Annotated in this window: 19 protein-coding genes and 1 pseudogene; 8 read left to right on the top strand and 12 right to left on the bottom strand. The window is 48.4% G+C overall.

The genetic code is table 11. The features are described 5' to 3' along the window. The 3 genes and pseudogenes from L4D76_RS16005 to L4D76_RS15995 form a co-directional block, all read left to right on the top strand. Positions 1 to 822: fasciclin domain-containing protein (locus L4D76_RS16005; RefSeq protein ID WP_428441895.1), on the top strand; the 822-nt coding region annotated here is incomplete at its 5' end. A 365-nt stretch (positions 823 to 1187) separates the two neighbouring features. Then, positions 1188 to 1352 (top strand): annotated as a pseudogene (locus tag L4D76_RS16000) (IS6 family transposase); the annotation flags it as partial. A gap of 337 nt (positions 1353 to 1689) precedes the next feature. Continuing rightward, positions 1690 to 2088 carry an H-NS family histone-like protein gene (locus L4D76_RS15995; RefSeq protein WP_428441894.1) on the top strand — a complete coding sequence of 133 codons (399 nt, stop codon included), beginning with the start codon at positions 1690 to 1692 and terminating at the stop codon, positions 2086 to 2088. 229 nt (positions 2089 to 2317) lie between these two features. Here L4D76_RS15995 and cspE read toward each other — a convergent pair whose 3' ends face one another. Beyond that, positions 2318 to 2527: a transcription antiterminator/RNA stability regulator CspE gene (cspE, locus tag L4D76_RS15990; RefSeq protein ID WP_428441893.1), complete on the bottom strand. Its 210-nt coding sequence runs from the start codon at positions 2525 to 2527 to the stop codon at positions 2318 to 2320. 544 nt (positions 2528 to 3071) lie between these two features. Here cspE and L4D76_RS15985 point away from each other — a divergent pair. The 5 genes from L4D76_RS15985 (at position 3072) to L4D76_RS15965 (ending at position 7326) form a co-directional block, all read left to right on the top strand. Beyond that, complete coding sequence (locus tag L4D76_RS15985) at positions 3072 to 4028, top strand: LysR family transcriptional regulator (protein WP_428441892.1); 957 nt, start codon at positions 3072 to 3074, stop codon at positions 4026 to 4028. Positions 4029 to 4149: 121 nt separating this feature from the next. Then, positions 4150 to 5553, top strand: coding sequence for a reductive dehalogenase (locus tag L4D76_RS15980; RefSeq protein WP_428441891.1), 1404 nt, complete (start codon positions 4150 to 4152; stop codon positions 5551 to 5553). A 2-nt stretch (positions 5554 to 5555) separates the two neighbouring features. Next, positions 5556 to 5831: a tetrachloroethene dehalogenase gene (locus L4D76_RS15975; RefSeq protein WP_428441890.1), complete on the top strand. Its 276-nt coding sequence runs from the start codon at positions 5556 to 5558 to the stop codon at positions 5829 to 5831. Positions 5832 to 5956: 125 nt separating this feature from the next. Then, the gene (locus tag L4D76_RS15970; protein ID WP_428441889.1) at positions 5957 to 7159 is read left to right on the top strand and encodes an FMN-binding protein; all 1203 of its coding nucleotides are present in this window, start codon (positions 5957 to 5959) and stop codon (positions 7157 to 7159) included. Next, complete coding sequence (locus L4D76_RS15965) at positions 7159 to 7326, top strand: hypothetical protein (protein ID WP_428441888.1); 168 nt, start codon at positions 7159 to 7161, stop codon at positions 7324 to 7326. Before L4D76_RS15970 ends, L4D76_RS15965 begins: the two co-directional genes overlap by 1 nt. Before the next feature lie 120 nt (positions 7327 to 7446). On the opposite strand, the gene L4D76_RS15960 is transcribed toward L4D76_RS15965, so the two are convergent. The 11 genes from L4D76_RS15960 to L4D76_RS15910 form a co-directional block, all read right to left on the bottom strand. Then, complete coding sequence (locus L4D76_RS15960) at positions 7447 to 8019, bottom strand: sugar O-acetyltransferase (RefSeq protein ID WP_428441887.1); 573 nt, start codon at positions 8017 to 8019, stop codon at positions 7447 to 7449. 92 nt (positions 8020 to 8111) lie between these two features. Next, entirely contained in the window at positions 8112 to 8435 is a 324-nt protein-coding gene (locus L4D76_RS15955) for a Rieske (2Fe-2S) protein (RefSeq protein ID WP_428441886.1), read from the bottom strand. A 57-nt stretch (positions 8436 to 8492) separates the two neighbouring features. Then, entirely contained in the window at positions 8493 to 9047 is a 555-nt protein-coding gene (gene sufT / locus L4D76_RS15950; RefSeq protein WP_428441885.1) for a putative Fe-S cluster assembly protein SufT, read from the bottom strand. Between the two features lie 14 nt (positions 9048 to 9061). Then, positions 9062 to 9523, bottom strand: coding sequence for a Fe-S cluster assembly sulfur transfer protein SufU (gene sufU, locus L4D76_RS15945; RefSeq protein ID WP_428441884.1), 462 nt, complete (start codon positions 9521 to 9523; stop codon positions 9062 to 9064). Positions 9524 to 9529: 6 nt separating this feature from the next. Then, a complete protein-coding gene (locus L4D76_RS15940; protein WP_428441883.1) occupies positions 9530 to 10813 on the bottom strand; it encodes a cysteine desulfurase in 1284 nt (427 codons plus the stop codon). A 17-nt stretch (positions 10814 to 10830) separates the two neighbouring features. Further along, positions 10831 to 12189, bottom strand: a complete 1359-nt coding sequence (gene sufD, locus L4D76_RS15935) for a Fe-S cluster assembly protein SufD (RefSeq protein ID WP_428441882.1) — start codon at positions 12187 to 12189, stop codon at positions 10831 to 10833. Positions 12190 to 12247: 58 nt separating this feature from the next. After that, on the bottom strand, positions 12248 to 12991 hold the full coding sequence (sufC, locus tag L4D76_RS15930) for a Fe-S cluster assembly ATPase SufC (RefSeq protein ID WP_428441881.1): 744 nt from the start codon (positions 12989 to 12991) through the stop codon (positions 12248 to 12250). Positions 12992 to 13044: 53 nt separating this feature from the next. After that, the gene (gene sufB / locus L4D76_RS15925) at positions 13045 to 14499 is read right to left on the bottom strand and encodes a Fe-S cluster assembly protein SufB (protein WP_428441880.1); all 1455 of its coding nucleotides are present in this window, start codon (positions 14497 to 14499) and stop codon (positions 13045 to 13047) included. 110 nt (positions 14500 to 14609) lie between these two features. Next, positions 14610 to 15074 carry an SUF system Fe-S cluster assembly regulator gene (locus L4D76_RS15920; RefSeq protein ID WP_428441879.1) on the bottom strand — a complete coding sequence of 155 codons (465 nt, stop codon included), beginning with the start codon at positions 15072 to 15074 and terminating at the stop codon, positions 14610 to 14612. Between the two features lie 380 nt (positions 15075 to 15454). Continuing rightward, on the bottom strand, positions 15455 to 17749 hold the full coding sequence (locus tag L4D76_RS15915) for a patatin-like phospholipase family protein (protein WP_428441878.1): 2295 nt from the start codon (positions 17747 to 17749) through the stop codon (positions 15455 to 15457). A gap of 307 nt (positions 17750 to 18056) precedes the next feature. Beyond that, positions 18057 to 20057, bottom strand: coding sequence for a replication initiator protein RctB domain-containing protein (locus L4D76_RS15910; protein ID WP_428441877.1), 2001 nt, complete (start codon positions 20055 to 20057; stop codon positions 18057 to 18059). Between the last annotated feature and the right edge of the window lie 1164 nt (positions 20058 to 21221).

The following is a 21221-nucleotide window of genomic DNA, read 5'->3' as shown; positions in this document are numbered from 1 at the left end:
TTCCAGACCCTGGTCATGGCGATCCGGGCATCCGACCTGACCGGCACTCTCGAAGGTAAGGGGCCCTTTACTCTCCTGGCACCAACCGATGACGCTTTCGCAAAGCTCCCGGCCGGCACTCTGGCTGACCTGCTCAAGCCAGAAAACAAAGAACAACTGCAGGCCGTGCTCAAATACCATATCCTGATCGGGGCTATCACCTCAGAAGAAGTCAGCAAGCTGAAACTGCCTGAAACCGTCCAGGGAGGAACAGTACAAATCGAAAACGGCGAGGATGGTGTGACAATCAACGGCGCTAAAGTCATTGCCGGTGATATCAATGCCAGCAACGGGGTTATCCATGTTATTGACACAGTCTTAATCCCCGTTACCTTGTCCAGTTTGACGGTAGCAGGTTATAAGAAAGGCGAGAAGATAAACCTAGTCGAGGTCGCGGCCACCAACGAAGACTTCCAGACCCTGGTCATGGCGATCCGGGCATCCGACCTGACCGGCACTCTCGAAGGTAAGGGGCCCTTTACTCTCCTGGCACCAACCGATGACGCTTTCGCAAAGCTCCCGGCCGGCACTCTGGCTGACCTGCTCAAGCCAGAAAACAAAGAACAACTGCAGGCCGTGCTCAAAAACCATATCCTGATCGGGGCTTTCACCTCAGAAGAAGTCAGCAAGCTGAAACTGCCTGAAACCGTTCAGGGAGGAACAGTACAAATCGAAAACGGCGAGGATGGCGTGACAATCAACGGTGCTAAAGTCATTGCCGGTGATCTCAATGCCAGCAACGGGGTTATCCATGTTATTGACACAGTCTTAATCCCCGAGTAAATCATCAACCGGAAACAAAAAAGCTTCGCTATGGCGAAGCTTTTTACCGTATTGGCATCATTACGGCTTTGTTGAAGCGCTCAGATAATGCTCAATTATTCCATTAACACTGAGTTCAGTTATCATAACCAGCCCTTCATTCCGGTTAGCTGTTTAACACATGCCCTACAAACATAATGACGCCAAACGCCATCATTTTAAGAAGCATAACTACGCGTTAAATAACTATCGCGGGTTCTGTCGCATCTTGGTGCTCAATAAATAGCAATTCTTACCATTATCACCCGTTTTGTCGAGCGGATGACAAATCAACAGGCCTATCAGAGATGATAGGCCTGTTCCTTTATCTGACCTTGAGATCCCCAATGGCCCTGAATTTCGCCAACATACAGTTTCCTTCCGCCACTATTATGATGGCGGTCCGCTGGTATGTGGCCTACAAGCTCAGTTATCGAGATATCGAGGAGTTATTGGCGGAGCGCGGGGGCCAAGTTGACCACGCAACTATTCATCGCTGGGTGTTGAGTTATGGCAGAGGCTTCGCAAAGGTCAGATGAAAAATGCTGGAGATATGCCGATTTTGGAGCAATTTTACTCCCTAGCGGCCTAACTGTATCTGGGGATAGGTGTTTCTACATTCTAATTCCAAGATGCGACAGAACCCGAAAAATGTCGTCAATCACGACCTTTGAATATCTGTTTGTTAGTGCAAATGTTCATTACATTAAGGCGGTCGTTTTTCACCCACAAAATCAGTGGTTAGATCAGGTAAAGGCGGGGATAACGACCGCCAGGTCAGGCGTCATAGGTAAAAGGCATCTTGTATTGTAAAATACAATTTCATTCMATTGAGTAAAAACAGAAATCATGACAGACGCTATAAAACTATTAATGAACATTCGCAGCTTACGCGCTTTTKCTCGTGAATCTATGACRCTGGAGCAGCTACATGAAGCGTTGGAAAAACTGACTCAGATTGTAAATGAGCGCACAGCAGAAGAAGAGCAGGATAAAGCTGCAAATAAAGAACATGAAGAAAAATTAGAAGCATATCGTCAAATGCTATTGTCTGACGGTATTGACCCAGAAGAACTTTTAGCAACTACGGCTAAAACACCCAAGAAACCTCGCGAAGCGCGCCCAGCTAAATATAAGTTCATCGATGAGAACGGTGAAGAAAAGACATGGACAGGTCAAGGCCGTACACCGAGTGCTTTWAAGAAAGTACTCGATGAGGGTGCCAACTTAGACGATTTTCTTATTTAGTTATAAAGTCCAAAATATCCAACTCAAAGCCGCGGCTACACACGCGGCTTTTTTCTGCCTGTCACAGAGCGGGCGTGATCGTGTAACAAAAAAAGGCCGCCAAGAGGTGACCTTTCGGTGGTTCATTGTTTSGCTGTTATGTTGAGTGGGTACCGAACTAATGCTTAAACGACAGATATAAAAAATGCCGGCCATAGCCAGCATTTTTTTCAGAAGATCAGTCTTCTAATTATAAAGCAACTACATTAGCTGCTTGAGGGCCTTTTTGGCCTTGCTCTAGGTCAAAAGAAACTTTTTGACCTTCAGCTAGAGTTTTAAAACCTTCAGAAGCAATAGCACGGAAGTGTACGAATGCGTCAGCGCCGCCGTTATCCTGAGTGATAAAACCAAAACCTTTATCTTCGTTGAACCACTTAACGATACCAGTTGATTTAGACATGAATGTCTCCTTAATTTTCAAAAATAATTCGCATATATGCGGGTGTAGCCAAAAAGAATTATTTATGTGATGTATCTATTATGAAAGGAACTGCTTCATGACAAAAAGCTRGTAAAGCCGATGTATCGAAGGTTTTCTAAAACATAACATTTATTACATATAAATAGGTCTGAATGTCAGGCCGAGCGGGATACTACACAAAGCGTGCAACTCGCACAAGCGGTGATCATTAATTCTTTTCGGAGCGATACAACAAAGGCCATCGAAGCGACCTTAATTCTACCAATAAGCTAACAAACAACACTAACTTGCTCTAACAATGACATATTTAGGAGCTTCAACGATTCATCATTTATGTAAAAGAGTACTCGTGGTGGAATACCCAAAACATTAAGGATGTCTGCCGCGAATACGGTATATCTGGATCATTTTTACTCATCATAGGAAAAAGCTAAGATGATGAAGAAACAACTGTTAGGCTAATAAAAAGCCTGAACGAAATGGCAAGTCAAAGCACTTGTCGATATGGAGAAACCACACTCACATGCAACGAAGACGCCCCCCGCAAAATCAGAGTGCACCGGAAGAGCTGGCTGCCCAGTTGAGGCTGGATGAATTAAAGCTGTTCAACCTGGTGGCTAAACTGGGTAGCTTCAGTGCCGCCGCCAAGCAGTTAGGTATTACCCAGCCCACCGCCAGCCGGCGGATCCGCCGCCTGGAGGAGAGCCTCAACCTGCGCCTGTTCGAGCGCACGACACACACGGTAACGCTGACCGAGCTGGGGGCTCAATTTCTCCAGCACAGCCTGCAGCTGATGGCCGATTTTGACAGTACCCTCAATTTTGTTCAGCAAACCCGGGAAGAACCGGCCGGTTTGCTGACGATAGGCTTACCCCAATGGCTGCTGCAAGCCATCGACAGCCGATTTTTTGCCGAGTTTCTGCAAAAATACCCGAAAATTCAGCTGAACTTTTATAACCTGTCACCTGTGCGGCTGCTTGTCGAAAGCGCCGATTGCGCCGACATGGATCTGATGCTGCATTTCTTTATTCCCGCCGAGCGCAAAATGACGGCTCGCCCGATAAAACAGTACACGATTGACTTTTTCGCCAGCCACAACTATCTGGCAACCGCTCCCTCACTGGTGCATCCGCATCAATTCAGCCAGCACGCCTGCCTGCATGTCAGAAACCCTTTTCTGCAGGATAAGGAGTGGCTATGGACCGAGGACGGTCAGTCCAAGTCGGTCATAATCAATGCGGTGTCGACGTTTGAGACATTCACCACCGCACTGGACTGGGCTCAGCAAGGCATTGGGGTGATCTGGTGTTTCGATGCGCTAATAGACAAAGCTGATCACAACCATCAAATGAAGCGGCTTTTTGACGGCGCTTACGGGACCAGCTTTACCCTCAACGCCATCTATCCGTCCCGCCGGCTGCTGTCACCCAAAGTCAACGTCTTTGTCGATGAGCTGACGCAGTTTTTGCAAAAACAATAATTTCATGCGCAAACGGTCATGCAGCAAGCGTATAAACGGTTTCCGCAGCCGCTACTAAAACCATACAATCGCCAAGGTTATACTCCAACAATATAAGTCTGTTGTTAAATGAGGTAACCCTATGACGACTAACACAAATAATGCTACGGCTGACTCGCCGGCAGATCCCTCCCGACGCAGGATGTTCAAACTAAGCGCGGTCGCGGCTGGTGTCGCGGCCGTGGGCGGTGCCGGTGGCTTTATCAAACATAGGATCGAGGGAGTCCCCTTTGAGGGCGGGTTCCCGGTGCCGATTGACGACAAGGTGCTTAAGCCGTTCAACCAGCGCAACTGGGTCTTTTCACAGGGCGGCTCAAAGAAGAACTGGGATGAGTTCCCGAACCGGGATAAGGCGTTTTCCGAACTGATCGGTGAAGATTGGGCGTTCCGGGAAGGCATGTTTGCCGCCTCCGACTACACCAGAACCCCGGAGCAATGGGACAACAACCGTCCCGGCTACCAGCAGATCGACTGGGCGCTGTTCTGTGCGGCCTCGCATCCGCTAGAATACCTGGGAAAAATGGCCAAATTTGGGCAGCCCGACGCGCCGGGGATCTGTGGCTGGGAGCAGAAGAACCTCGCCCCGGTGCAGTGGCAGTTCGGCTCCAAGCAGGAGGCAGCCACCCGTATCAAGCGTGCCGCCAAGCTGTTAGGCGCGACCCGGGTCGGGATCACTTACAATGATCTGCGCTGGAACTACGAGCCGATGTACAACATCATGGAATCCCGGGAAGTCTCCTGGGATGAGTTTCCGTTCAAACCCAAAACCATCATCGTCATGTTGCACGAGATGGATTACGACGCAATCCGAACCTCTCCGTCACCGACCTCCGTGGCCACTGTGAACAAGGGCTACACCGACATGGCCGTAGAGGCCGGCTCACTGGCCGACTTTATCCGCCGCCTTGGCTACCAGGCGGTGGCATCGCACAATGACTCTATCAACAAAGTTGCTTATGCCATCATGGCTGGCCTCGGCGAAGGCGCACGCAACGGTGCTCTGGTGGCTCCCGGTATAGGGCCGCGCCACCGTATTTCCGCAGTGATCACAGATTTCGATTTTGTCGAATACGACAAGCCTCGCAGCTTCGGCATTATGGAGTTCTGCGAGAAATGCAAGCTATGCGCCGAGCGCTGTCCGTCGGGTGCTATTTCATTCGATGACAAACCGGGCTTCGCACCAACCTACGAGGGTGCCGACAACCCGGATCTGGCCTGGTCCGGTCAAATCGGGGTCAAGAAGTTCTATAACGATGCCAAGAAGTGCTACAAGTACTGGGCTGACAATACTGTTGCCTGCACCAACTGCATCAAGGCGTGTCCGTGGAACAAGCCGGACTTCTGGCACCACCGTCTGATTGACGCCTCCAACACTTTCACCGGCGGTCCGATCCACACCTTTATGAAGGAGATGGACATCCTGTTCGGCTACGGCGATATGGACGTGGCCAAAGCCACTCAACTGTTCTGGGATAAGAAGGATTAATTATGATTGGTTTGCAATGGTACCTGATGGGGATGCTGACGATTCTGGCCTGGTCCGGTTATCAGAAGTTACAGGCACGCTACCTGCTGAACTGGAAAGCCCATCTGGGATTGCTTGCTTCGGCCGCCACCCTGTGGATGTGTTTCGGCTGGTCCTGGGCTTCGTTCGCCGAGGGCGAGGCCCAGTCCGGCGCCATGGGGCTGCTGTTATTCGGCCTCGGTGGCCTGCTGATGTTTACCGCCACCTGGCGTTTTTTCATAGCACCAGCCAAAAAATAAACCCGATATCAGGCTGATCCTTGTGCTGCCACAGATACCTGATGGCAGCACATTGATATATTCAGATCTAACCGTCGTCCTGCTTGGAAACCCCCGCGTTATTTCACATGTAGTAAAGGCATCCTATGTCAAATTCACCCCGGAAAAGACACCACAAGAAAACAAAGCAGCCAACCTGGCTGGCTTACTTTGGCTATATCTCCCTGCTGTTTGCCGCCATTGCCGGTAATTACTTTCAGCACAATGACGAAAGCCTCAGGCTCTTTGAATACTTCGGTTCAAATTTGCAACGAACAGCAGGCGACAGCCTGTGGCCGTATACTGTGCAGCAGGGCGAAAATCAGATCCCGCTGGTCACGGCACAGGGCAACGGGTATGGCGGCCCTCTTAAGGTCATCGTAAAAATCAAAGAAAAAAACCAGAGCATTAGTGACGTCGAATTACTTCACCACAAAGATACACCAGCCTATATTGCCCGGCTGGATAGCAAGCATTTCTTAAGGCAATTTAAGGGCAAAGCCTTAAATAGTGATTTTCTTGTTGATGCCGATATTGATGGTGTCAGCGGCGCAACCTATTCAACCAAAGGGATCACCCTTGCCGTTCGGGATGCGGCTCATCAGGCGTCAGATAAACTGAATATGCCACCAACCTGGCAGCCGCTTCCGTTTAACTTTTCAATCAAAGACATTGTTCTTACCCTGGTGATCATCGCGACGCTATTAAATAAAAAAGTGCCGCAACCATATCGCAAAGGCTATGGCCTGGTAATGTCAGTGGTCGTTGTGGCCACCATGGGCTTCTGGCTCAACAGTTCATTGTCACTCAACGCTTTTGGCAGCCTGTTTCTTGGCTACCTGCCGGACTGGCACAGCCATCCAGGCTGGTATATTTTGATGAGCAGCGTGATCGCCTCACTGCTCTTTTTGGGGCGCAACCTTTACTGTAACGAGCTTTGTCCTTTTCATATCATCCAGCAATGGCTCAACAATCTGAGCGGGCTCCGTTTTTCACCGGACAAACGACTGCTGAATAATGCCAAGTTAGGGATTAACCTGCTGTTATGGTTATCTTTGATGTTAATCCTTTTATCACGAACACCGGCCATTACCTCTTACGAGCCCTTTGCCATGATGTTCTCGTTAGAAGGCGTCGGTATTCAGTGGTACATATTACCTCTGGCACTTATAGGCTCGACGGTTATGAATAATTTCTGGTGCCGACTGTTTTGTCCGGTCGGACGATTACTCAATCATTCGCTCGAAATACGTTCAAAAGCAAAAAATAAGTTCTTAAAGGCAAAACGTATCCGAGTGAGGGAGGTTTGATGAACATGTTAAATTCAGCGCCAGCCGGGCGCGCTTCAAACAAGAGCAGCACCCGCAGGCATAACAAACCAAAGTGGCAAACCCATGTGATCAGTTCGCTGTTTTTGATCACCCTGCTATTGGTATTTGGCTTTTTTGCCCAGGAGGGCCTGCGCTGGCTTAGCTGAGCAGACTCATTGTGCTTTAAAAAACAACTAAGCCGCCGTGAATCACTACAGGCGGCTTATTCGTTGGCACGTAACCTCAGTATTAAATACTCCACCAAGGTATTCAGTACTCAATATTTATCAGCCAGATTTGGCTTCATTGACCGCCAGAAAACGGATCGGTTTCGCCGGAGAGCCGGCGCAAATACTATTGGCCGGTAGATCTTTCGTCACGACGCTGCCTGCACCAACAACCACATTGTCGCCGATGGTCACCCCGGGGCAGACAGTCGCATTGGCCCCAAACCAGACATCGTTACCTATGGTGATTGCCTTGGCAAATTCTTCGCCTGTCGCCCGCTCAACCGGATCAAGCGGATGAGCCGCGGTGGCAATCACCACACCCGGTCCGAGCAGGCAATTATTGCCGATCACCACCGGGGCACAATCGAGAATGGTGCAGCCATGATTGGCGTAAAAGCCGCTACCCGTTTGGATGTTATAGCCGTAATCACAGTTAAACGGCGATTCTATGCTGGCATCGCCTTCACATGCCAGCAATTGCTGCAAAATGGACCGCCCCTGTGCTTTATCTGTTGGACAGGTTTGATTTAACTGAAAGCACAACGCTTTTGCTTTCCGGCGCTCAGCTGTCAGCACTTTATCCCATGCCTGATACCTCAGGCCCGCCAGCATTTTTTCTTTTTCTGTCATGTTAATTTCATACCAGGCATATCCATTAGCCCGGTATTATGGCCAAGATGCCGCTCAGGATCTTGTGAAATAGCTCTTGCAACTGCGGGTTTTCAGTCCCGATCACATTCAACTGAAACCTGTACTCTATTACCCGTGATCCTGACCGGGTATGTTTTAATATCTTCATACGCAGGGGCGCACAGCACTTGCCCTGTTTTCAGACAGAAACGGGCGCCATGCCTTGGACAGATAATTTCCTCACCGTCGATTTCGCCTCCGGCTAACGCTTCACCATCATGACTGCAAACATTTTCTACCGCATAGAAATGACCATCGGCGTTAACCAAAAGAAGCTCGGTATTTCCCAGCTCAACTATTGTGCTCTCTCCGGCAGGAAGCTCGTTCACCGCAATGGCATTCATCCACGTTGTCATTATTTACTCTCAACTTTGGTATCAACATGACACAATTAGCCTCAAAAGCTAATGACGCTACAACAATCCTAACGCTAATTTAGCCGCATCTGACATCATGTCGTAGCTCCAGGGAGGATCATAAACGATTCTGACATCAACAAGATCGACACCCGGTACGCACAGTACTTTTTCCCGGATATCTTCGACAAGAACCGGCCCCATCCCGCATCCGAAAGCAGTCAGGGTCATGGTGATACTCACCATCTGACGCCCGTCGATTAGCAGGCGGCGGTCAAGGGTGTAAATCAAGCCTAGGTCGACAATATTGACCGGAATTTCAGGATCATAGCAGATCTTAAGCTGGTCAAGAACCAAACTAAGATCCACCTCAGAAGATGTGCCTGTTTCACGATTAAGCGCAGCTGAAGCCGTCGCTTTCTTTCCCAACGCATCGGCATCTTTCTCCGCTATCCGTAACAGCCGCCCGTTTTCATTAACGGTAAAACTCCCGCCCAGCTCCTGAATGATGACCACCCTGCAGTGTTCAGGCAAGGTTACCGCCGTACCAGAGGGAATGACAATGGCGTCGCAATCACGCAACACTGTGACCACTTCAAAATCTTTTTGCATTGCTAGGGCCCTAATCATTCCGTTGTGACCGTCTGCGGGTGATCCTGATCCTCAAGGCTGCCTTTCAGGGTATGCCAGGCTAAAGTGGCGCACTTGATCCGACCGGGAAATTCTCTGACACCGCCAAACACGGTTAACTTGCCTAAGCGACCTGACATATCTTCATCAAGATCCTTATCAGTCACCTGATGATGAAATGCGTCAAAGAGCTGTAGCGTCTGATCAAGCGTTTTTCCCTTAACCTGCTCGGTCATCAATGAAGCAGAAGCCATCGAGATCGCACACCCTTCTCCTTCAAAGCCGGCATCGACAACCTTGTCATCTTCTACCCTGAGATACAGCATCAGACGATCACCGCACACCGGGTTATAACCTTCCTGACAATGGGTGTAGTGTTCGATTTTTTTATAGTTTCTCGGGTGCCGGCCGTGATCCAGGATCAATGCCTGATATATCTCTCGCAATATCTCATCCATAACCGATCACCCCCACATGTCCCTGACTTTCTGTACCGCGAATACCAGACGATCAATGTCCTGTTCATTGTTATAAAAAGCAAAAGAGGCTCTGGCTGTCGCCGGGAGATGAAAACGTTGCATCAGAGGCATGGCACAATGATGTCCGGCCCGGATGGCCACCGCTTCGACATCCAGAACCGTGCTGATATCATGGGGATGCACATCATCCAGCACAAAGGAGATAATACTCGTCTTGTTCGGAGCATTACCGATAATGTGCAGCCCTTTAACGGAAAGCAGGGCTTGTCTGGCATAGTGCAGCAACTGCTGATCACGCCGGATAATATTAGCCAGGCCAATACTTAAGACATAATCGATTGCGGCCCCCATACCGATCACACCTGCAATATTGGGGGTACCCGCCTCAAACTTGTAAGGCGGTGCTTTATATTCGGTTTTTTCAAAGGTGACCTGGCTGATCATTTCACCTCCCCCTTGATAGGGTGGCATTGATTCAAGCAGTGACTGCTTGCCATACAACACCCCGGCTCCTGTCGGGCCGTAGAGTTTATGTGATGAAAACGCGTAGAAATCGCAATCCAGTGCCTGAACATCGACAGACAATTTTGCGGCGGCCTGAGCCCCATCAACCAAAAACGGAATATCCTTTGCGTGAGCCATTGCAATCATTTGCTGCACAGGATTGATCGTACCAAGTACATTAGATACATGCGTCACCGCCACCAGCCGTGTACGCTTATTCAACATTTTCTGATAGTCATCCAGCCTGATTTCACCCGAATCAGTGATCGGAATGACGGCTAATTTTGCGCCGGTTTGCTCCACCAGGATTTGCCAGGGAACAATATTCGAGTGATGCTCCATGGTGCTGATCAGAATTTCATCACCCGCGTTCAGCCTCGGTCTTAAATAGCTTTGGGCAACAAGATTGATCGCTTCCGTGGTGCCACGAACAAAGATAATTTCTTCCCGGTTAGCGGCATGAATAAAATGCTGGATTTTGTCCCGACTGGCTTCATAAGCACGGGTTGCCTGTTCACTTAACGCATAAATTCCCCGGTGAACATTGGCGTTGTCAAAACGATAATAGTGCTCAATGGCATTGATGACTGAATTCGGCTTTTGAGTCGTTGCGGCATTATCAAGGTAAACCAGATCCTTGCCGTAAAACGTCCGGCCTAACAGTGGAAACTCATCACGCACGGCTTGCCAGTCAATATCGGCGGCCGCACTTTTCTCTTGCCCGGACACTGAATCATGCAATGGCAGCCTATCGCGATTTGACATAAGCTCTTCTCCTTTCCCTATGATCCCATCAGGGCATTCAATTTAGCCTGCATCCATGGCCGGAATAACTGCTGAGCCGCCTTAGTTGCAATCGTCTGCTGTATTTCATCAATAAAAGCCATCACCAGCAGCGTTTTCGCCTGTTCCGGTGGAATGCCTCGTGAGCGTAAATAAAACAGTGCCATCGGATCCAGTTGCCCGACCGCCGCGCCGTGGCTGCATTTCACATCGTCGGCATAAATCTGCAGCTCAGGCTTGGTATCCACTTCAGCCTCTTGCGACAGCAGCAAGTTTTTATTAACCAGCTGGGCGTCAGAATGTTGCGCATCCTGATGAACAACGATATCACCATGAAATACGGCCCGGGACTTGCCCTGCACGACACCTTTATATAACTCCTGGCTGCGACAATTCGGAGCCAGATGATCTATCCGGGTGTGATAATCCACATGCTGAGCGCCGTCAATACAATAAGCACCATTGAGACGGCACTCCGCTTGTTCATCGATTAATCTGATCTGAATATCATTCCTTGTCAGTGCCCCTCCCAGTGTTACGTGATGGGAGCTGAACTGGCTGGCGCGCTGCTGATTCACATGCAGACCATGAAAATGGCTCTCGCAGGTGGCAGCAGTCTGCAGTGTATAGTGCTGTAGCCGGGAATCGGGACTCAGCTCTATTTCGGTCACCGCATTGATAAAATCATGGCTGTGATTTTGATTGCCAGCGAGGCTTTCCACATTCAGATAATGTTCAATGAGGCTGACTTCTGACTGTTGCTCCAGAACCACCAGCAAACGGGGAAAACTGATCATCGGCCGCTCGGTGCCGACAGTGATAAACAGACAATAGATCGGTGTGGAAATGTGGCTGTTTTGTGGCACCCTTAAAAAGATGCCATCGTCCATGAACATGGTATTGAGCGCCGCAAAAGGATGAGCAGAACTATCCGCAATGTTACCTAAATGAGGGCGCAACACATCCGGATAGGTTTTCATCGCCTCAGACAGACGGCACAATATAAGTCCTTCTGGCAACGGTCCCCATTCAGACAGCGCGTGCTGATATTTGCCGTTAACAAATACCAGCCGGTGAACATCAGAAAGCAATGTCAGATCGCCGGGCTGAATTGCCGCAAGTAGGCTCGTTGATTGTCCGGAAAAATCAGATTGTTCAAATAAACCAAACTCCGGTTTTTCAATCTTATTTAACCGGGTATATTTCCAGTTTTCTTCCCGCGAGCCCGGTAGCCCCTGAGCGGTAAAACTTGCAAAGGCATCATCGCGCAATTGCTTCAGCCAGTGAGCACCGTCGGTTTCCCCTGAGGCTAGCCACCTCAGGTGATAGGCTTTACAAAATCGCTCCGCTGCATTCATTATCGCCTCCGGAAGAACAACTAACGCCCTCTGACAGCAGCTAATTTCATCAGACAGATCAGCCTGTCACCCAATCGCCGTAGCCTTTCTCTTCCAGCATTAATGCCAGCTCCGGACCGCCGGTTCGAACCAGGTTTCCGTCCATCATGATATGAACAAAATCTGGCTGAATAAAATTCAGCAATCGTTGGTAATGGGTCACCACAATGATTGCCCGCTCTTTGTTACGAAAAGAATTCACCCCTTCCGCCACCAGCTTCAAGGCGTCGATATCTAACCCGGAGTCTGTTTCATCCAAAATAGCCAGGGACGGCTCTAACACCAGCAACTGCAAAATCTCATTATGCTTCTTCTCACCACCGGAAAATCCTTCGTTTACCGCCCGGTAGAGAAGACTTTCATCCATACCAACCTGAGCGACCTTCGCTTTGACCTGCTGTAAAAAGTCGATGGTATCGAGCTCATCAAGCTGGTGGTATTTACGCTTGCTGTTAACAGCCGTTTTAAGAAACTGAATGTTGCTCACGCCGGGGATCTCGGTCGGATACTGAAAAGCCAGGAACAGCCCTTCACACGCACGCTCATCTACAGCAAGCGAGAGTAAATCCTTCCCCTTAAATTGCACCTCGCCAGACGTGACAATGTAAGATTGGTTACCCGCTAACACATTTGCCAGGGTACTTTTACCTGAACCATTGGGCCCCATAATGGCATGCACTTCACCCGCCTTAACCTCCAGGTTCAGGCCTTTGAGAATGCTGTTATCATCGACGCTGACATGCAAATTGCTAATATGTAACATGCCTACATACCTCCATACAGTTCGCTACTACCCCACTCACTAGCCTTGTCTTTTTAACCCACTGCGCCTTCCAGGCTCACTTCCATCAGAGCCTGTGCCTCCACTGCAAATTCCATCGGTAATTTTCTGAACACGTCTTTACAAAAACCATTGATGATCATCGACACAGCGGCTTCAGAGGAGATCCCCCGCTGCATACAGTAAAACAGTTGCTCCTCATTGATTTTTGATGTCGTCGCCTCATGTTCCACTACCGCAGACGGGTGCTTCACTTCAATGTAGGGAAAGGTATGCGCGCTACAGCGATCCCCTAACAATAACGAATCACACTGACTGTAATTACGCGCATTGCACGCGTTCGGGCCAACCTGAACTAATCCGCGATACGCATTGGAGCCCTGACCGGCGGAGATCCCCTTGGAGAGAATGGTGCTTGAAGTATTTTTGCCTAAATGGATCATTTTGGTGCCGGTATCGGCCTGCTGGTAATTATTGGTTAAGGCAACCGAAGAAAATTCACCCTGCGAGCCATCCCCCAGCAATATCACACTGGGGTATTTCCAGGTTATTGCCGATCCGGTTTCCACCTGGGTCCAGGATATTTTCGAATGCTGACCACGACATAATCCCCGCTTGGTGACAAAATTATAGATCCCTCCCTTGCCTTCTTTATCGCCCGGATACCAGTTTTGTACGGTGGAATATTTGATTTCGGCACGGTCGAGCGCGATGAGTTCGACGACGGCGGCATGTAACTGATGTTCATCCCGCATCGGCGCGGTACACCCCTCCAGGTAGCTCACATAACTGTCATCTTCAGCGATGATCAAGGTACGTTCAAACTGCCCGGCCTTGGCGGCATTGATCCGGAAATAGGTCGACAACTCAATCGGACAGCGCACGCCTTTGGGGATATAACAGAAAGAGCCATCACTAAACACCGCCGCATTCAGTGCCGCATAAAAATTATCGGTATAAGGAACCACCGTACCCAGGTATTTCTTAATCAGATCCGGATGGTTCTGGATAGCTTCGGAAATGGAACCGAAGATCACCCCGACGTCGGCCAGTTGCTTCTTATAGGTCGTCGCCACAGAGACGCTATCGAAAACCGCATCAACCGCCCCTTTAACCCCGGCGAGCATCGCTCTTTCATGCAGAGGAATACCCAATTTCTCATAGGTTTCCAGTAATTTCGGGTCGATATCCGCCAGACTTTGCGGCCCCTCAGCAAATGATTTTGGCGCAGAAAAATAGCTGATAGCATTGGGATCTATCGGGGGATAATGCAACTTAGACCAGGTAGGCACCTTCATCGTCAACCAGTGCCGGTAGGCCTTTAAGCGCCACTCCAGCATAAAGTCCGGCTCATTTTTCTTGGCCGAAATATAACGGATAACATCTTCACTTAATCCTGGCGGTAAGCTTTCCTCGTCGATGTCAGTCACAAAACCATGAGGATATTCCTCATTAACAAACTCATCTATCGGTTTGGCACGCCTTGTCATCTCCCCTCCTTACCTGCCGCCTTCGCGATGTTCTCTCTGTGATCACCAAGGTTTGGGCTTTCATAACCGAGGTTATACCGGGGTTATGTGTAGAAATGGGATTGCCATTCCTATATACATTTCGTTCGAATTGAGTTCCCAGAGATAGCTCTGAATCTCGCCTCTTGCAATGATTTGGGTACAATCATGTCTGCTAACGTTACTTGCGTCAGAACAGCATTAATCACCTGATTAATACTTTTCCAGCTATGGCGGATCTCACAATGAGATTCAATACCGCATAGATTCTCTTTGACCGAACATTCCGTCAGTCCGAGACGTCCCTCTAATGCACCCAATATTTGGGCCAATGTGATCTGCTGAGCCGGGCATGCCAGCCGGTAGCCGCCATTTTTTCCCAGCTTGGAAACAACAAGATCGTGATTGTTTAAAATTTTTAGTAGTTTGATCACTGTCGCATGAGGCAGATACACCGCCTCGGCCAAACTTGCTGCACTGAAGGTCTGATCAGGATAGCGGGCCATATAGCTCAATAGCACCGACCCATAGTCCGTCATTTTGCTTACTCGTAACATAGAAACTGACTCTCAATATATACCCAAGTGACCTCAAGATGCAGGATTCAGAATGAGCTCAGCGAGTTCAATTCAAGGAAAATGAGCACAGGAATGGTTGCCCCTTTCAAGCTCATTTTACGCAGAAGTGGGCTCGCTGACTCACTCCCAAAGGGCGAGTTTTATTGGCTCCTATGCTGCGTTGCTGATTATTGACGTAGAATAACTATGTCTTCAAATCAGCGCCTTACCTAGAAGCCAATAAATTCTCGCTGAAACGAGCATCTTGAGGTTACTTGGGTATATAGGACTATTATAGTCCTGATTGAGTGAGCTTGAGCGGGAGAGTAACGGGCAAAAAAAAGCGAGCCGTCAATGGCTCGCAAAAGTCTTTGTCTTAGTTAATCAAACCCACTGCCGCCCAGTGACAGATAGAACGAGCTCTGCCCGTCTTCAGCATGGCCGTATCCCAAATACAGCGGCCCCAATAGCGAATCGATCCCGACATAGACACTGGCGGCACTAATCGAACTATCCCAGCTCACCTCCGAATCGGTATTCCAGACACCTCCTCGTTCTAACGAGCCGCCAACAAATACCGGGGAAGAGAAGGCTCCAAAATCGTTATCAAGTAACCGATAACGGTAAACCAACCCGCCGAATACACTGTAACGGCCATTAAGCTCGTAACGGTGATAGCCCGAAAGGTTAAATAACCCCCCCAGATCCTGTATATAAATTGGAATTAATTCATCCGAGTCAGAGCCTGCCGCTTTGGCCATTGCAACAACGGTATGGCGCTCATAAGAAAATGGCTTCATGATGCGGGCGCTGTAATAATAGGTTTCATCATCACCGCTGTCATCGATGAATGAACTGCGCGTGAGACTGTAGCCCAGCACCGTCTTAAGCAGCCAGCCTGAGCTCGGGAAATAATAGCTGTCTAAGTTATCATGAGTATATGCCAGGTATGGTCCATACGCTTCATAGTCTTCTTGGGCATCGTCAAGCAGTAGGGAGACATCCCCAGACAGCCCGCTGAATCCAAATTTCAGCACACTCCAGGGTTTTACATTCCAGCCCGTTTCAGCAAACGCACTGACCTGCTTATATTCCACATCTACGTTCAAAGAGCTGGCACCAATTTCAGATGCTAAACGCGGATCATCAATCGTATTAAATGTACGAATTTCACTATTCCATCCAACACCAAAAGCGGTGAAATATTTTTGCCGGTGATCTAATGGAAAATAGAACTCCGTTTTTACTTCTTTCCAGCTACCTATTAGCCATTCAAACTTCCACTCCCCGCCTCGATCCGTTAAATCGGTATAGAGATACTGAGCACCGAAGGAAAATTCTGAGCGGTTGGCAAAATCGTCTTCAAGAGCAAACTTAAAATTCAGGTAACCCGGCCCCCAGGATTTTTCACTGACATCCAGATGTAAAATATTGGCCCCCTCCTGCTGCTCAATAACATACGTGATGCGGGAAAAAATATCCTGAGCATGCAGACGATTAACGGCTTGTTCCAATTCTTCATTTGAAACCACCCGGCCAACGTCAAGATCGAGCAATGCAATTAAAGCCTGATCCGATGATAAGGTCCGGTTTTCGATTTCAATGGCATCGATGTAATAAGCCTGACTGGCTGAGAGCTGACTGCGGCGGTTCAGTTTTTCTTTGACGTAAGCATCATAGGCAGGCTCCGACAACTGATACTGCAGCAGCTCAGGTAATGCTTTTAACGCCGCATTGCGTCCGGCAAGATAAGCCAGTTCCATTTTGTCGAAATCCGGCGCCATCATAAAAGAGACATCGGGCTGTAAGTATACATCCCCGGGCCGCATCAATGCCTTTTGGCTGTCTGCGCTGGAGTTGGTCATGTAGGTGGTCAGCTGAGCCACAATATTCAGAGCGTTATTTAACTCCTCTTCACCAAGCAAACCATCTCGCAGATCGACAGCAATAATGACGTCAGCTCCGAGACTATGCGCCACATCAACCGGCATATTATTCACCACCCCGCCATCAACCAGAAGTTTGTCATGCCAGCGAACGGGCTTCAGCGCGCCGGGCACCGTCATAGAAGCTTGCATGGCGGTTGCCAGATGACCAGAATCGACCACAACCGGTTTAACCTGTTCGATATCCGTTGCGACACTTCGGTAGGGAATAGCCAGCTGATCAAAGGAAGCTAAAGCGGGCAGGTTCTCGGTCAGCGAACGGAGTAACACCGCCATGCCCTGCCCCTGAAAGGCCCCCGGCTTGACATGGAACTCGCCATCGAGCGACACCCCTAAATCGGTATGCACCGGGTAGTCATCACCCTGCTGCTTGCGGCGCAGCGTCAGATCATTGCGCCCCACCCGATCTTCATAGCCGCTTTGCCAGTCAGCAGAGATCGTTCGTCTCTTCACTTCATCTGCCGATAAACCCATGGCGTACATACCGCCAACATAGGCGCCCATACTGGTGCCTGTGACTATATCGACCGGGATCCGATTGAACTCAAGTATTTCAAGTACCCCGATATGGGCGGCACCTTTAGCCCCTCCCCCACTGAGCACCAGACCAATTTTTTTTCGCTCCTGTTGCGCTTTCACTTCTGGTACCGGTTGCGCCCACGCACTCTGGCACAGAATAGCAATAAGCAAAAAGCAGGTTCCCATTCGATACCGATCAAACGATGACATAAAGCTCCTTTATACGCCCACAGATACTTTCTGCTCACCATCGATGATAGCGATGAAACCGAATGTAAACGTGACAAATAGCTTGATAAGCTAAAGTTAGTTACAAGCGTTATATGCAATTGTACTAAAGAAGGGAGCTTTCAGCGGAAATTAAAGTCATTTAAGAGAGATAGAGATTGAGAATATTTAACAAGAGGAGATAAAAAGGAGAAAACGATCTGTTTCTCCTTCCTTTTATTTTTTAACCGTAATGGTCAAAAGATTTACACTGTAAACAGCACCGATATGGTTAACGCTCAGGTGCTATTTAAATACCACGCGCAACGTCATCCAGGGCAGATAAGACCTGTTCATTGATGTGACCTTCGTGGACCAACTTACATACCTTACGGCGTACGGCAAGCCCGGAGATCAGACGCTCTATCGACAAATGACGATCATCTTGTCTGCTGTTGTATAACTCAACGGTTTTACTCAGCGTTTCATACGAGACAACTTCACCGGCGACATGGAGCCAATCAAGCTTCTCTAAGAAGCTGTGGCACTCTTCAGTTATTGTTGTGACTGAGTGCCCGGTCATAGCCGATAAAGCCGTTATACTGCGTTGTAGCGCTTCTGACGAAGTATATTTAGATAAGATTATCGTCAACTCGTCTGCGTTTATTTCAACCAGATGCTTTCTCAGCTTAACCCGACGGCCTAAACGTCCCTTAGGGCGGCCTTCTTTTCGCTGGATAGGTTCAAACTCACCATCAATGATTGCGGAAAGCTGATCAAGCTGATGTTTTGGCATGATCTCGTTACGCAACGGGTTTGGCATGGTCGGTGCCATGTTACGCTTACCTTCATTGGTGGTTTTTGCCCGGGAGTAACGGATCACTTCATCGGCATCGCATTTGATGTCGATTTGATAATCGCAGTGACGCTTATTGATATCTTCCGGTGTGATCGTCAGATGGTAACCCCAAAGATTAACGGCAAAGATCTCATCGGTGATCTTATCTTCCGCCAACTTACGCAGCTCGCGGATCAAATCCGATGAAAAACGGCGCCATTCAATATTTCGTCCGAGTTTCTGATTCAGCTCGCTCAATAACATCGAATCGTTCACCCGACGCGACATACGAGTACGGAAGAATGTGTACAGCTGGAACACTAACGAATGCTGACGCAGGGTCTCAGGCGGAAACAGGAAGAAATAATCACGGGTTAACAGTTCATCGAAAAATGATGGCTCCCAAACCAGAATATACAGGTTGGGTTTGATCCGGATCTCTCCGTCATCCCCTTCCTGAGGGGCTTCTTCAGATGCGGTAATAGTTCGCGCCAGAAATCGGAAGCGATCACTTTTAAAACCTTCAGGCATATTTTCACTTAACCAACGCCCGGTTAATTCATGCAGCTGAAAATCCGTGAATTCGATTCGATCAATACTCTCTCGGATCGAATCACGAGCCGGGCCGCTATCTTTTTTACCACGCAAAGCCAGAATATCAGTGATATACACCGGGGTTTTATTGCCCATGGTACGCGACTGGATTTCATAATCCGACAGATGATGATCGTGATACTGAACGGTGAGGGTAAACAGGGCAAAAAGGGTCATCAGATCATCAACTGTCATGATCGCTTTCGAGGATCGTGTTTCGATGATCGCTTTAGAACCACTGATCGCAACCATGGCCTTCTGATAGCTTTTTTTCGTTCGTGGTGGCGCTAATGCCTGATCAATGATCCCAGCCCAGCTGGTTGGCGAAACAACAATCTGATCGGCCTCATCTGGCATGCTTGGGGGGGTACCCAATCCATATTCGTTAAGCAGGCGGCGATTAACATGATTTTGTGCCAGGGCCTTCGAACGTTTCTGCTTCTCTTTTTCCTTGCTCTGCTCTGAAAGCAGGCTACCCGTACCTAACTGTGAAACAAGTAACGCAGGATTGATAAAATGATGCAGCATGGTTTTACCCGCCAGGCCTTCTTCAAACCTGACTGGCTGCTGGGTGAATAAACCGACCGTCACAGCAGCTCTCAGGCGCTGTTGGATAGCAGCACGGGTGAGTTGACCTTCTGTCGCTTCGACAAGCTCTGTTGTCGATACGATGCCATCCTGAGTCGATAAACCACGCAGTGAAATCAGATTCAGCAATTCAATAACGCTTCTGGTTACGCCTTTGAAGTGCTGGTACTGAGGTAACCAGTCCACGAGTGTTGGTGGAATCGCAAACAAGTGCCCGTCTTTGTGGGATCTTGGTGCTGGAATTAGGATTTTCTCGATATTGTTTTTATTGCTAGTTCGAGCCGATTTCATTTGCCATTAGCCGTAGAAGCATCATTTTTCCGAAAGATTAATCGAAAAAGATCAATAAAGAAAGATCTTTTTATTTAAAGATTTAAATACTGATCTTTATGATTATTAGTGATCTATATGATGTATTGATCTAATGATCCGGGCAAAAATAGCCTTGTAACTATATGATTTTAAAAGATGTTTAATTTACCTGTAAGGGAACGATGATCATAGGACGCTCGGAACGCTGATCAACATCGAAGTGAAAGCATGATCATAACTGCCTTGGAAACATGATCATTAGCACGACGAAACAATGATCAACAACATCCTGTAACGATGATCAAGAAACTTTTACAGCTTATCCACCGAGTTATCCACAGTGGGCGGTGCGGTTTTGTGAATTCAGGTATGTACCGCAAGTTTTCGGCCCGGAAAAATGATCATAGAAGGGTATTTTCATTATATTCAGAGGCTATTCTCTCTGCCTGGTTCATTTTTAAGCAAAATTGAAATGACATCAGCCGTAGCTCAGTGGTTTTTCTTCATGTGTCCGTTGCCGGAGCGATGATCATGGCCTGTATTGTGTATTTCAATATGATTAAAAGCTCTGCCTTTGTGGGTTCTCATTGTGATGTGTGGTGTTAATCGGTCAGATAAAGCCAGATAGAATCTACATTCTCCGTAAACTGGCGGCTAGTTAGCATGCTTCCGAACAAGATCATAAGATCGACAAAGCGACGGCTGCTACTTGATCATTTTTCCGATCCTTCCTGGCGGAAGTCGACGGTTATTACGTTTGTATACCGGGCTATCGTTCTCTTGATCATCGTTTCAGACAACGGATTAAATGACGGAACGATGATCAAGTCGGTTTGGATGAATTTTGTTCAGATGGATCTCATCAGGATCTGACTTCATTGGTTTACGTTTTATAAGCCGATTTCAGCCTGATTTCACCCTGAGGGATCGACTGGAACGATGATCAGGGGGATGTAATCGTCATTATTCAGTGTTTTTTAATTGAAATGACAACAGCCGTAACTTTTGCTTATTTTTTCACGCTTCCGGCGTGATAAGGTGTATTTCAGCAAATCAGAGCAATTTACATTGTAAAAAGGTGACGCTGTAACTGTTTTAATCTGTTGCAGTTTGCGTGGCAAATTGAACGCAAAGACAAAGAAA

Source organism: Photobacterium sagamiensis, assembly GCF_050337085.1.
Taxonomy (GTDB): domain Bacteria; phylum Pseudomonadota; class Gammaproteobacteria; order Enterobacterales; family Vibrionaceae; genus Photobacterium; species Photobacterium sagamiensis.
Note: the sequence above shows the minus strand (reverse complement) of the source record. Positions and strands in the feature narration are given on the sequence as shown.